The organism is Dyadobacter chenhuakuii, assembly GCF_023821985.2.
Lineage (GTDB): Bacteria > Bacteroidota > Bacteroidia > Cytophagales > Spirosomataceae > Dyadobacter > Dyadobacter chenhuakuii.
Map to the genome: position 1 here is coordinate 3,830,232 of NZ_CP098805.1, position 13,338 is coordinate 3,843,569.

Below are 13,338 nucleotides of genomic sequence, written 5' to 3' on the forward strand. Positions count from 1 at the left end.
TGGGTTAACTATTCCTGAACATTAATCTTGCTGGCGCCACTCGTGTGACGTCTGATACTTGGAATTCTTCCCAACTCCACTTTGGAAGCGCCGGAAGCGTCCACATCGGCGGTCTGAATGTTCAGTCCCACGGCATCCAGCTTGCAGGCGCCGGATGCATCCAGATTTACCGACCGCGCAGATCCTTTTAATGTTGCTTTGGAAGCACCTGAAATACTCACTTCCAATTGATCCGCCTCAACATTAATTTCCGATTTCGAAGCGCCGGATATGTCCACTGCCAATTTGCCCAGACCTGTAAAGCCGCTTACCAAAGTTTTGTTAGCGCCTGAAAGAGACAAGTTTTCGATCTTCGGCATCGTGATCACCAGGCCGATCCTTTTCCATTTATCAGAATCAAAAAGACTGAATTCCTTATTTCTGGTGACACGCAATGTGCCGTTTTCCACATACACTTTAAGGTCATCCACGTCTGCCGGCTCTTCGCTGTCTGCTGTCACATTGTACTCATTTCCCTGGCGGATAATGATCGAATAAGCGCCGCCTATGTCTATTTTATTAAAATCCCCTACTGGAAACTGCTTGCTGTAATTGCCGCGCTCGCCGAGTTCAAGATCGCTGTTATCCTCATAATCAAATGAGTAGCCGGCATTTTCATTATTCTCCTCCGTATCGCTTTTCAGGAACTTAGCAGGCAAATTCACACAAATCAACCCTGAATCCTGACGCATTTCCCATTTCAATGTGTTGAAATCAACTTCATCGTTATCAAGGTCATAGCGGTCTGTCGTTTTCTGATCCCAGCGATTCATGGTAAAGTAGAAATCGCGCTTCATAACAAATGGTTTGTTAAATGGAATATGCAGCGCAAGATCGATCCGCTGATCCCGAAACGGGCCATGTCCTGCCAATATGGGACCTTCTTTAAAAATAAACACAGAATCCTTCACATCTATATCATACGCTAACTCGCTTGCATTCTTCTCCGCATCCTGGCGGCTGCGACCCCTTGCATATAATGTTTTATCCAACCTGATACTGTCCGAAGTTGCCGTATATCCAACCAGACGGATACCAACATCCACATTTTCCTCATCATTAATATAGTTGTAATCAAGTGTGAGCGTTCCGGAGGGTGCTGGATAAGATACGGATTGAACCACTTCACCTCTTTTTGCAAAATTTCTCTGGTAAGAAATCCCACCAATCGTAGCCCCGATAATTCCAACAATCCAAAGGCCAAGCAATGTCAGCCAAACTGAGCCTCCGACAATTCTTTTGTTAGAAATAAGCGTCAGACCTAGTAAAAGGAACGTAACCAATGGAATGGCTGACACAAGAAATCCCGACAGAATCAGAACGCTTGGTAATTCTTGAAAAATCAGGAAGGGAAGCGGCAAATTGTCAAATGCTGCGGAACTCGTCACGCCCAAAGCTACGCCGCCAGCAATGATCAGCCCTAATAGCCCCATAACCGCCGTTGCCACCAGGAATGCACCGATCAGAATCCGGATAATAGGCCCCAATCCTTTCAACATCCTTCCCAATGCACCGATTACCAATGCGATTGCACGAAAGGGAAAAAGGAAAATCTTTGTTACGATATGTTCCTCACCTGTTTTTTCGTCGAGGTTTAAGCCATGTTTAATGTTGGATTCAATGTTGGATAAAGTGATAGGCTCGCCCTGCATTTCCATTTTCTCGGTTAGTGTATTGGCAACCGGGGCAATGACCCAAAGAATGATATAAACCAGTACACCAGTTCCGAAAAGCAGGATCGACAACACCCAAAGAAACCGCACAACGCCCAGATCCACACCAAAATAAGATGCTACACCGGCCGCAACACCACCCACCACTTTGCGGTCCGGATCGCGGTAGAACTTTTTGATTTTTGTATCTTCTTCCAAAGTAGTAGAACCTGGAAAAGCAACCCACATCGCAATGTAAACCAGCACCATAAATCCAGAAAACGGTCCGAATTCATCTTCCATATTCAGATTCATCATTCCCGAACCTGCCGGTAAGCCAATGACAAAAAACAAAAATGCGAGCCTTACCCAAAGCGGATCAATCGTAAAGTAATGTGCAAGTCCGGCCGCAACACCGCCCAAAAGCTTGCGTTTCAAATCCCTGTAAAGTTTTTTCGGGGCAGCGAATGGCGCAGGTTCTGTTTTAGGGGCGCTATATGACGATGATGAGGAAGATGAAGCGGATGAATACGTTTCTTCCCTTGGTGCATAACCTTTTGAAGCGGCAGATTCCAATGGATCGGCAAGGATGTCTTCCGCCTGTTCGATGGCTTCAAAATCAGCAACCGTTCCCATGGCAGCGATCAGCTCGTCTACGTCGGAAAGGGAGATAACCTGCTTAGCTTCTGCTTTTTGTTTGTTCAAAAACCGCTCTGCGATCCTTCCTTCAATGTCCGATAAAATCTCTTTGCTGTCTGCAAAAGACGAGAAGTATTTCTGGATGGAAGAAAGGTAGCCTTTCAGTTTTTCATACCCATCTTCCTCGATATGGAAGATGATGCCGCCTATATTTATGCTGATTGTCTTTTTCATGATTGTAATAATCGAATGTCTCTAAATGATCAGTTAGGTTCGGGAAGATTGGAAGAGGCCGTTTTGCTCAATTCCTCTGTGCGGTGAATAACAGTTTGCACAGACTCCGCCAGTTCAAACCAGGTGGCTTGCATTGCATCCAGGAATATTTTCCCCTCATCAGTCAAAACATAATATTTTCTTGGCGGGCCCGAGGAGGACTCCACCCATTTATAATCCAGCCAGCCAGAATTTTTTAACCTGGTAAGAAGCGGATAAAGCGTGCCTTCCACAACCATAATGCGTGCAGAAGTCAGCTCATCCAACATATCCGAAGCGTATACTTCGCCCCGGGATATGATGTGCAGGATGCAGAATTCCAAAATTCCCTTCCGCATCTGCACTTGGGCATTTTCAATATTCATGTGGTTTCATGTGTTAATTATATGTAACAGTTCATGGCTAACAGATAGGATTGGCCTTCTGATTTAACAAAGGTATACACAGGTACTTTGTGATGCAAGGTACCATGTTAAAAAGATTTAGCTGTTAGGATGAATGGTCATTTTGAATGCTGACCGGCGCAAAATATATTTAATATTTCTGGCCTTATTATTCTAGAATATATTTTATAAATAATTGAATTCAAATCTAACTGCATTGGCAACACAAACTCAGCTTTATATCATCGCCGCCATGAGCGAAAACCGGGTCATCGGAAAGAACAACAGCTTACCCTGGCACCTGCCGGACGAGTGGAAACATTTCCGGAAAGTGACGGATGGGAAAGCTTTTATAACGGGCCGTAAAAGTTTTGAAGCCCCTGATGCGCTGCATTCCACTTATAAAAACGTGATCCTGTCTTCCAGCCAGCCAGATACAAGTGTGACTGATAAGGTGTATGCAAAAGATATTTCTTCTGCACTGGCGTTACTTTCTGGCGAAGACGCCGTATTTGTATTGGGCGGGGCTTCTGTTTTTTTGGAAATGCTGCCGCTCGCGCAAAAACTATATCTAACCATTGTACACGCACAGGTTGAGGGCGACGCATTTTTTCCGGTTGTGAACCAAGATGATTGGGATCTGATTAGTTCTGAATTTCATGAAAAAGACGAGCAGCATGCTTATTCCTTTTCGATGAATATTTACGAAAGAAAAAACACCGGTTAAGGACGTACTCAGCCTGTTCATCTGTTTTCAGTATGAACAAATTTTTCAAACACACGTTATTTCTTTTGTTCTGGATAGTGCAACCGGCATCACTATTAGCTCAAAAACCGTTCGGCAACGAATGGATCGTTGCTTCTCAGACTTATCTGCGCATTCCGGTTGTTGAAAACGGTTTTCACAAAATTACCAATGCAGAGCTTTTGCAAGCCGGCTTTCCTCTGGATAGCAGCCAGTCCGCCGCATTTCAAATGTTCCGACGCGGAAAAGAAGTTCCTATTCATGTAAGCACCGACGAGCAGAATAATATTGAGATCATTTTTCAGGGACAAAGGAACGATGGCGCATTGGATAGTGCGCTTTACATTAAACCCAATTCTATTCCCCATCCACACTACAGCCTCTATTCCGACACCAGCGCATTTTTCTTAACACATAATGCTGTAGGCATTCCGGGTAAGCGAGTGAATTTCAATGTTCTAACGCAGGATTCGCTTGATTATCGCCTTGCCGAAGTGGAGAAACTCTTTCTATCGCATTATGCGCCCGGAAAGTTTTATCCGCCGGAAAGCGGCTTTAATGATGGCTCAGCGCTTTCTGGCTACGACTTGGGTGAAGGCTGGACAGGCCCTGAGATCAAAAACGATGTTGCCTATTCCTTTTCATTCAATATTAACAATGCCTGTCTTGACAAATTTTCAAAAGCTAAAATAGAGCTCGTTCTGGTTGGAAGATCGGCTGGCAACCATGCTTTTGCGCTTTGGTCGTCTGATCAGTCAGGTTTGAAGAGAAAAATCAGCACATTCAATTTTACAGATTTTGAATCCATAATATGCAAAGCGTTTCTGGATTCAGCGGACGTCACGAGTAAAAGTGAATTTAGGCTCACGTTGGTCCCAGCCGAAAATGAGGGCTCTTTTTCTTTGTCTTATGCTAAGCTGCACTATCCGCAAAGGATCTTAAATGAGGATTTCGCACCAATCAAACCAACGAACATTCTCAAACCGCGGCTGGTCAAATTTACAGACATTGACCCACAAAGATTTAACTATTTAATCATTACACAACCGGCTGTTCGGGTCTCTGTTGCCAATGCTGATCCTGTTGAGGCTTACGCTGCTTATCGCGCTTCTAAGCAGGGCGGCGGTTTCAAACCGCTGATTTTGCATAGCGAGGACATTTATGATCAGTTTAATTACGGTGAGCCAGGGCCGGCGGGGATCAGGAATTTGATTTCCCGGATCGCAGAAGCCGGAAATTTGAAATTTGTGTTCTTAATCGGCCGATCTGTTGACCCGCAAACCGTGAGAAAATCGGTTGATGCGCGGACATTGGATATGGTTCCTAATGCTGGCTGGCCGGGATCGGACATTGCGCTGGTGATGGGAACGGACTCTGCATCCGGCTTGAACCCGATTGTGCCTATTGGACGGCTGAATGCATTGAATTCGCAACATGTCTATGATTATTTGCTGAAAGTTAAGGCCGTAGAATCGGAACCGCCAACGGCAAAGTGGCGGAGAAATATTCTTCATCTGAGCGGAGGACGAACCACTGGTGAGATCGCCGTTTTCTTGGATTATGTAAAATCTTTTGAGCAAAAATTGGCGCATTCAACATTAGCAGCCCATTTTGAAACAATATCAAAGCAGACCAGCGATCCGGTTGAAAAGATTCCGGCGCACATTCCCGTTAACAAGGGTGTCGGACTGATTACATTGTTTGGGCATTCGAGCCTGGACGTGACGGACATGGATATCGGGTTAGCCAGTGATTCCGAAGCCAACATCAACAATCATCCGCGCTATCCGGCAATCATTGTCAATGGCTGTGCGGCGGGAAGCATTTTCTACTCTACAAAAACGCTGAGCAGCGACTGGATCCTTACGCCGAACAAAGGCGCTGTGCTGTTTCTGGCACATACATTCAATGGCTTATCAACTGATCTAAAACATTATACAGATAGCTTTTACGAAGTTCTGGGCGATTCTAATTTTACTCATCAGGCATTTGGTATCATACAAAATGAAGCCATCCGCAGGAATTTAATTAAACAAAAAAACATAACGGCCCTCATCACTGCCCAGCAAATGGTTCTTCACGGCGATCCTGCGATCCGTATTTTTCCAAAAGATTCAACATTAATTGCTGACACAACAACAGCCACATTACCGGACATTACAGCCATACATATTTCGCCAAATCCTTCCAATGAATGGTTCCGGTTTTCTATCGAATTCGGACCATTGCCATCTCCTGAAAAAGTGAGTTTGCTCGTTTATGATTTGTGGGGAAGAAAAGTGGACGAAATCTTGTTCTCAGCACATTATGGAAAAAACGAATGGTTTTGGCATCCCAAAAACCTGCCGTCCGGCGTTTATATATACAAACTGAAATTGGATCTTGGAAACAGAACAATTTCACCGGCGGCCCAAAACGCCCTGCAAGGAAAATTGATTTGGCTCCATTAACCGCGGTCATCCTTTTCTTTCCGTAAAAACTTCTTATTTTTGTTGATTATAAAAATGACTTATCCACTTGAAAGAATACGGTAGTAACGTACAAAAACTTGCTGATCACATCGTTAAGATGGAAGATCGGACAAAACGCAACCTTTATGCGCACATTCTGGTTGAGCTCATGCGTCAGATCCATCCGAACATGAGGGATAACCAGGATTACACCAATAAACTGTGGGATGACCTGTACATTATTTCCGGATTTGAATTGGACGTTGACAGTCCATTTCCCCCGCCTTCACCCGAAGCATTAGGTAAAAAACCTTTAACAGTTGGCTATAACCAGCAAAATCTAATGTATCGCCATTACGGCCGAAACATTGACCTGCTGCTTGAAAAAGCCATAAATACGGAGAGTAAAGAAGATAAACTGGCTTTTGTCTCGTATATTTTCCGCCTCATGCGCTCCTTTTTCAACACCTGGAATAAGGACAATCCGGAAGATCACGTTTTATTGGGCCAGCTGGAACAACTTAGCAAAGGCCAGCTAAAAGAAGAAATCGATTATATCCGTGCTAACGGGCCTATTGAGGCAGCACCGAAAGACCGCAACAATAGCAGTCAGGAGCGCAACCGCGGAAACAGCCATCAAGGCCAGGGCAACGGCGCCGGAGGCTTCAAAGCCCAGTCGGGCCACAATGCGGAACGGCAGGGAGGGAACAACAACCAGGGCAACTCCAACCGAAACAGGCCCAATAACAAGTTCTCGGGCCGGAACAACAGCGGTAACAACAACAATAATAACAACCGGAATAACCGTAAAAAACCTGGAATCTAACATCCAGGTTTCATTTTATCCAGTCAATTGCCCCACATTCAAATATGGCTTCATTTAAAATAACCGGAGATAGACGGCTTAAAGGATCTATTGTTCCTCAAGGCGCAAAAAACGAGGCATTGCAGATTATTTGCGCAGTGCTTTTGACCAAAGAACCGGTAACAATTCATAACATTCCTAACATTCGGGATGTAAATCAGCTTATCAATCTCCTTGCCGACCTGGGTGTCCGTCAAACAAGACTGAGTGAGTCGTCGATTCGCTTTGAAGCAGCTGATATCAATCTGGATCACCTGGAATCGGAATCTTATAAGCAAAAAGCAGCCGCCTTGCGCGGATCGGTCATGTTGCTTGGCCCTATGCTGGCACGTTTCCGCAAAGGCAGAATTCCGCGCCCGGGCGGCGATAAAATAGGCCGTCGCAGGTTGGATACGCACTTTTTAGGTTTTGAAAAATTAGGTGCGCAATTCAGTTACGACGAAGAAGATGGTGGTTTTTATAAAGTTGATGCTACTAACCTGAAAGGCGCTTACATGCTGCTGGACGAAGCGTCTGTTACCGGAACAGCCAATGTTCTGATGGCAGCCGTGATGGCCGAAGGCACGACTACAATTTATAATGCAGCCTGCGAGCCTTATTTACAGCAATTATGTAAAATGCTGAACAGAATGGGCGCCAAAATTTCAGGAATTGCTTCTAATCTGCTTGTTGTAGAAGGCGTTAGCCAGCTCAGCGGAACAGAACATACAATGCTTCCTGATATGATTGAAATCGGCAGCTTTATTGGGTTAGCTGCTATGACACAGTCTGAAATAACGATCAAGGATTGCCAGATCGCGCAATTGGGCATCATTCCAGATGTTTTTCAAAGGCTCGGGATCAAAATGGAATTCCAGGGAGACGATATTTTCATTCCCGCTCAGGAACATTACCGCATTGAAAACTTTCTGGATGGCTCCACCATGTCTGTTGCCGATGCACCATGGCCAGGTTTTACACCGGATTTGCTGAGCATTATCCTGGTAACAGCCACACAGGCGCAAGGAACCGTGCTCATCCATCAGAAGATGTTTGAAAGCCGTCTGTTTTTCGTAGATAAATTAATTGAAATGGGCGCGCAAATAATTCTCTGCGACCCGCACCGTGCAACAGTAATCGGACACAACCGCGAAACGCAACTCCGCGGCATCCGCATGACCTCGCCCGACATCCGCGCCGGAGTAGCGCTACTAATCGCAGCACTATCCGCAAAAGGCATCAGCATTATCGATAACATCGAGCAAATCGACCGTGGTTATCAGAACATCGATGGGAGGTTGAATGCTATTGGCGCTGAGATCATTAGGTTGTGATAAGCTCTTGTCAGCCTGAGCCGTTAATAGCCTTGTCAGCCTGAGCGGAGACGAAGGCGCGCTACTCCTTGGTAACGCGCCTTCGTCTCCGCTCAGGCTGACAGAGCTATTAACGGCTCAGGTAGACAGGGGTAACACCCTACTTCTTCCCGTAACTACACTTGCTATTATCCGCCTTCACATAGTAAGACTTATAATTGACCGCCTTTGGGTCCATGCAGCCTTTCAAATCCAGGATTTCAACTTTCCTGAATTCAACAGGATGGCTTTCGCTTTGTAGTGAGATGGAACCGTGATCCAGTAATTTTCCGGCAATCATCAGCGACGGATCATGGCCGCTTACATTCCCTCCGCCGATTTGTGGTTTGTTGTATTCCAGAACCATTTCTCCATTTGCAAAATGCTGGATCAGCGAATCGCCTAGTACAAGCACTTCTGCTTTTACCCATTGATCGCCATTGTAAGTTTGTGACTTGGAATTCACGCAATGTTGTGTGATTAGTTTCCCGTCCATCACCACATTGGTTCCTGGCGTGCAAAGGTTGCAGGTCGTGCGGGTTTTGTCATTTCCACCCAACAGCTGCACTTCAATGGAGGCCGGGAAATCCTGGTCTTTCCCCATCGTTGCAGCGGGCTGGCCGTGCACCATGATTCCGCTGTTGCGCCATGCCCAGCCTTCGCCTTTGGGCGCCTGCTCGCCTACGAAGCGATATTCCACGGAAATACGATAGTATGAAAAATCTCCTTTATAGAAAATGTGACCATATTTTTGCTTGAAGTCGTCATACTTGTCATAACGCACAACCATTTTTCCATCTTCCACCCGGAATGTGTTCAGGTAGTTGTCGTTCAGTTCATATCCACGTATTTTAATGTCCCAGCCGTCGAGGTTCTTGCCGTTGAAAAGCTGCTTCCACTCCTGTTTATCGGCATTTTTCTGACCGAAAACGATGAAGCTTATCATGCTGAAAAGTAATGTAAGTTGTAATTTCATGGATCAAGGATTAATGAGACCACAAAGTAAACAGACGATTGTTACAAATCCGGGGCATCCAAAAAATTCTTTCCTCCGTATTTATAATAAGCCTTTACCCGTTTGGCATACTATTCTTGCAATTGTAAATCATGAGCTTAAAAACAAAAAAAAGGATCACAATATTTTGGTTTCGCCGGGATTTAAGGCTGCATGATAATGCAGGTTTATACTATGCATTGCGTGGAGAATATCCTGTCGTCCCCTTATTTATATTTGACAAAACAATCCTGGATGATCTTGAAAATAAGCAAGATAAGCGCCTAATGTTCATTCATCAGACGGTTCTGGAATTGCAAAAACAATTGCGTGATCTTGGCTCTGACATTCTAATATTTTATGGTCATCCAACCGATGTCTGGAAAGAATTAAGTGAAAAATATGACATTGCTGAGGCCGTTACCAACACAGATTATGAGCCTTATGCCACCGAGCGAGACACAGCAGTCAACAAAATTCTTCAAGCAAAAAATGCGCAGCTGAAAGCGTACAAGGATCAGGTGATTTTTGAAAAAAAGGAAATCCTAACCGGCCAAAATACGCCATACACCGTTTTCACACCTTATAGCCGCATGTGGAAGCAGAAATGCAATGACTTCTATTTGTCTTCTTACCCTAACAAAAAGTATTTCAAAAACTTTTTACAATGGAAAGGCGACGCAATTCCAGAGCTGGAAGAAATGGGCTTTCAGCCCACGGACACAGATTTCCCATCTAGCCAAATCCCGGCCGAATTGCTCGAAAACTATGAAAAAGGAAGGGATTTCCCTGCCATGGAGGCCACAAGCCGAATCGGCATACATTTAAGATTTGGGACAGTGAGCATTCGCCAGCTGGCGCGATTTGCCAAAGAGCGTAGTAGCCTTTATCTCAACGAACTGATCTGGCGGGAATTCTATCAGCAAATTCTCTATAATTTCCCGCACGTAGGAAAGGGCAAAGCGTTCCGGGCTGCATATGACGACATTAATTGGGGTTATGATAAAGAAGCTTTCCAGAAATGGTGTGATGGTAAGACGGGTTATCCGCTGGTGGATGCGGGTATGCGGCAGATGAATGCCATTGGCTTTATGCATAACCGCGTCAGAATGGTTACAGCAAGCTTTCTTGCCAAACATTTACTGTTGAACTGGCGCTTAGGGGAAGCTTATTTCGCAGAAAAACTGCTGGATTACGATCTGGCAGCAAACAATGGCGGATGGCAATGGGCGGTTGGCTCAGGGACAGATGCGGCCCCTTACTTCCGGATTTTCAACCCGGAAGCACAGGCAAAAAAGTTTGATCCGGATGGAGAATACATTAAAAAATGGGTCCCGGAATTTGGCACTGATGCATATCCAGAACCCATGGTAGATCACAAAATGGCGCGGGAAAGATGTCTCAAAGCCTATAAAAAGGCATTAGACAAGTCTTAATCACCTTCCGCCGGCAATTACAGTAAGCATATCCTCAGGTTTCAGATACTGCGTTGCCATAGCAAGCACATCTTCGCTTGTGGTTGCGTGGATCTGGTCAATGTAATGTTTGAAAAAATCTGTTGGCAAGCCGTCGAGAAGCAGGATTTTCTGACGGTCCGCTACTTCAAACGCGGTGTTCAAAGATCCGGCGAATTCTCCTGCCATAAAATTCTTTACAGTTTGCAACTCCTCCTCGCCTACCGGCTCGGTTTGCAGTTTGTATATCTCTTTCTTTATTTCGTCAATGGTTTGTTGGGTAAATTCCTTTTTCACATCCGTCCCGATCATATAGTAACCTTCTTTGCGCAATGTTACCAAATGCGAAGAAATGCCGTATGTCAACCCTTTTTCTTCCCTTATGTTTTTCATTAACCTGGACCCGAAATAACCACCTAATATTTCATTGGTTACCAGCATCTTAAAATAATCAGCATGATGACGGTTGAACAGCTTCCTTCCCATCCGGATGGATGACTGCACGCTCTCAGGCTTCTCTACAAGCACTTCTGTATCGATATAATGAGATTGTTCAAAATTCTTTAATGGCGCAACAGACGCCTCAGTCTGCCTTTTCCCGAGCTGCTCGTTGACCACTTTTATATCCTCCTGGCCAACCTGACCGGCGAGAACGACCGTAAATTTTCCATTTTTAATGAAGTGATGATAATGCTCTTTGACCGTTTCGATGGAAAGTGCAGAAATCGTTTCTTCTTCCTGGCTCTGGCCATAAGGATGATTGCTGCCAAACAGTTTTGCACGGAATGCAGTCGTTGCCAGGTAAGCATTTTTCTCCTTATTAACCCGCAGATTTTGAATATTGATATTCCGAAGGTCTTCAAACTCTTTTTCTGGGAAAACGGCTTCATGGATCAGCTCGCTTACCAGGGGCAAAACCTCCGGTAAAAACCGCGAAAGTGCATAAACGACGATTCCTATACGGTCGGCAGTATGCGTCATTTCGGTAAATGCGCCGATCCGGTCAAAAGCCTCGCTGATTTCCGCAGATGCTTTCGAACGCGTTCCCTCCGAAAGCATTTTGATTGCAAAGAACGACGCACCGATTTCACTTTCATACCAATTCCCCGCTTCAAAAATCACTTCAAGCCTGATCACCGGCTGATCTCCGATATTGATTACATGCAGGGAAGTCCCATTATCAAGCGTATAAGTTTGCGGATCTGGCAGATTTACAGCATTTATAACTCTGAATTCGGGGGCGATAGTACGGTCAATGGTCATGTGAAATGGTTGAGTAATAAAAAACGAATGACGTTACAATTACGCCATTCGTTCTGAAAAAACTAAATTCTGAATTATGTTAGTTCTCTGTATCGCTTACGTCCAGTTTCTCCGACTTGTTAAGGCCAAGTGAAAGTGTGATTCTAAGTGTCTGAGCCAACGGGCTTCCTTGTGTAACTGGGAAAAGATAAGCGAAATCAACCGAATATCTGTCCATAAAATGAGCTCCTGCGCCTGCTGTGAAATATTTCAGGTCGCCTTTATTCTTATGTTCTGAGTTATAACCGGCGCGAAGTGCGAAGATGTTATTATACCAATATTCAGCACCAACTGCCAATCCGATCTCCTGCAATTCTTCTTTAAACCCATCAGGAGCATCCGAGAATGATCCGAACACGCCATTAAGCAGCGGACGGGAATTGATGTTGGTTCCGTCCGGAGTTGGCACCATCAGTTTTCTTGCGTCAGCAACGAAATTGAAGCGGTTGCGTCCGTCTGCTGAGAAGGAAATTCCACCACCCAGTTTAAGATTAGTAGGGATAAAGTTCTCAGTATCAGTTCCTGCACCGTAATTCACTTTACCACCCAGGTTGGAAAGCACCGCCCCAAGCGACCATGTGAAGTCACCGCCTGTCTCTTCGTTTCTCATTTGCTTGCGGTAATATGCGCTGATATCACCCGCTGCTACACGAGCAGGATTCAGTGAAATTTGGTCAATAACCGCTTTTCCTGCAAGGTTTGAAGAAATGTATTTCAATGTTAAGCCCAGCGAGAAATTTTTACCTAGCTGGCGTGCATAAGTTCCGCTGATTGCAAGTTCTCTCGAAGTAAAATATCCGTTTTGAGCACCAGTGGAAGTTCTCAAATCCAACTCGCCATTGTTGAAATAGTTAACCGAAAGTGCAACAGCCTGCTTGTCACCCAATTTCTTATATCCTGTGAGGTAACCCAGCCACATATCGTCTACAAGGTTCCTGAGCCAAGGCGTATATGATGCAGATACACCTATGTCTTTCGTATTGTAAGGAAGCTTGGCGGCATTCCAGTAAGTAGCATTGGCATCGGGACTAAGTGCGACCCCGGCTTCCCCCATCGCAGCGCTTCTTGCGTCCGGGGCAAATGTTAAGAATGAAAGCGGGGAATGAGGAATCCTTTGTGTGCTTGATGGTGTGGTTTGGGCCAAAAGTGCACCCGTTGATAGAATAAAGAGAGAAGATAAACTAACAAAAAATAGTCTCATAGAAATTGGA

Annotated in this window: 10 protein-coding genes; 5 read left to right on the forward strand and 5 right to left on the reverse strand. The window is 45.0% G+C overall.

The window, feature by feature from the left end; translation table 11 throughout:
- Window positions 1-8 precede the first annotated feature (8 nt).
- On the reverse strand, window positions 9-2,564 hold the full coding sequence (locus NFI80_RS15830; RefSeq protein ID WP_235165175.1) for a PspC domain-containing protein: 2,556 nt from the start codon (window positions 2,562-2,564) through the stop codon (window positions 9-11).
- A 29-nt stretch (window positions 2,565-2,593) separates the two neighbouring features.
- Entirely contained in the window at window positions 2,594-2,968 is a 375-nt protein-coding gene (locus tag NFI80_RS15835; protein ID WP_026631159.1) for a PadR family transcriptional regulator, read from the reverse strand.
- A 235-nt stretch (window positions 2,969-3,203) separates the two neighbouring features.
- Between NFI80_RS15835 and NFI80_RS15840 the strand changes: the two genes are divergently transcribed.
- The 4 genes from NFI80_RS15840 to murA all read left to right on the forward strand — a co-directional run bounded on the left by NFI80_RS15840 (window position 3,204) and on the right by murA (window position 8,359).
- Complete coding sequence (locus tag NFI80_RS15840) at window positions 3,204-3,713, forward strand: dihydrofolate reductase (protein WP_235165176.1); 510 nt, start codon at window positions 3,204-3,206, stop codon at window positions 3,711-3,713.
- A gap of 32 nt (window positions 3,714-3,745) precedes the next feature.
- Complete coding sequence (gene porU2, locus NFI80_RS15845; protein WP_235165177.1) at window positions 3,746-6,181, forward strand: putative type IX secretion system sortase PorU2; 2,436 nt, start codon at window positions 3,746-3,748, stop codon at window positions 6,179-6,181.
- A gap of 118 nt (window positions 6,182-6,299) precedes the next feature.
- Window positions 6,300-7,007 (forward strand): DUF4290 domain-containing protein, encoded by a 708-nt coding sequence (locus NFI80_RS15850; protein ID WP_233795077.1) that lies wholly within the window; start codon window positions 6,300-6,302, stop codon window positions 7,005-7,007.
- Between the two features lie 44 nt (window positions 7,008-7,051).
- Window positions 7,052-8,359, forward strand: a complete 1,308-nt coding sequence (gene murA / locus NFI80_RS15855; protein ID WP_235156806.1) for a UDP-N-acetylglucosamine 1-carboxyvinyltransferase — start codon at window positions 7,052-7,054, stop codon at window positions 8,357-8,359.
- Window positions 8,360-8,498: 139 nt separating this feature from the next.
- Here the strand turns inward: murA and NFI80_RS15860 are convergent, their stop codons facing one another.
- Entirely contained in the window at window positions 8,499-9,353 is an 855-nt protein-coding gene (locus tag NFI80_RS15860; RefSeq protein WP_233795075.1) for a 3-keto-disaccharide hydrolase, read from the reverse strand.
- Between the two features lie 131 nt (window positions 9,354-9,484).
- Here NFI80_RS15860 and NFI80_RS15865 point away from each other — a divergent pair, with 131 nt between their 5' ends.
- Window positions 9,485-10,807 carry a cryptochrome/photolyase family protein gene (locus tag NFI80_RS15865; protein WP_235165178.1) on the forward strand — a complete coding sequence of 441 codons (1,323 nt, stop codon included), beginning with the start codon at window positions 9,485-9,487 and terminating at the stop codon, window positions 10,805-10,807.
- Here NFI80_RS15865 and NFI80_RS15870 read toward each other — a convergent pair whose 3' ends face one another.
- Entirely contained in the window at window positions 10,808-12,088 is a 1,281-nt protein-coding gene (locus NFI80_RS15870; protein WP_235165179.1) for a M16 family metallopeptidase, read from the reverse strand.
- 79 nt (window positions 12,089-12,167) lie between these two features.
- On the reverse strand, window positions 12,168-13,328 hold the full coding sequence (gene porV / locus NFI80_RS15875; RefSeq protein ID WP_235165180.1) for a type IX secretion system outer membrane channel protein PorV: 1,161 nt from the start codon (window positions 13,326-13,328) through the stop codon (window positions 12,168-12,170).
- Between the last annotated feature and the right edge of the window lie 10 nt (window positions 13,329-13,338).

Coding starts and splice junctions, on each gene's coding strand:
- NFI80_RS15870 (WP_235165179.1), bottom strand. CDS start 12,088: ATGACCATTGACCGTACTATCGCCCCCGAATTCAGAGTTATAAATGCT.
- porU2 (WP_235165177.1), top strand. CDS start 3,746: ATGAACAAATTTTTCAAACACACGTTATTTCTTTTGTTCTGGATAGTG.
- murA (WP_235156806.1), top strand. CDS start 7,052: ATGGCTTCATTTAAAATAACCGGAGATAGACGGCTTAAAGGATCTATT.
- NFI80_RS15850 (WP_233795077.1), top strand. CDS start 6,300: ATGGAAGATCGGACAAAACGCAACCTTTATGCGCACATTCTGGTTGAG.
- NFI80_RS15830 (WP_235165175.1), bottom strand. CDS start 2,564: ATGAAAAAGACAATCAGCATAAATATAGGCGGCATCATCTTCCATATC.
- porV (WP_235165180.1), bottom strand. CDS start 13,328: ATGAGACTATTTTTTGTTAGTTTATCTTCTCTCTTTATTCTATCAACG.
- NFI80_RS15860 (WP_233795075.1), bottom strand. CDS start 9,353: ATGAAATTACAACTTACATTACTTTTCAGCATGATAAGCTTCATCGTT.
- NFI80_RS15835 (WP_026631159.1), bottom strand. CDS start 2,968: ATGAATATTGAAAATGCCCAAGTGCAGATGCGGAAGGGAATTTTGGAA.
- NFI80_RS15865 (WP_235165178.1), top strand. CDS start 9,485: ATGAGCTTAAAAACAAAAAAAAGGATCACAATATTTTGGTTTCGCCGG.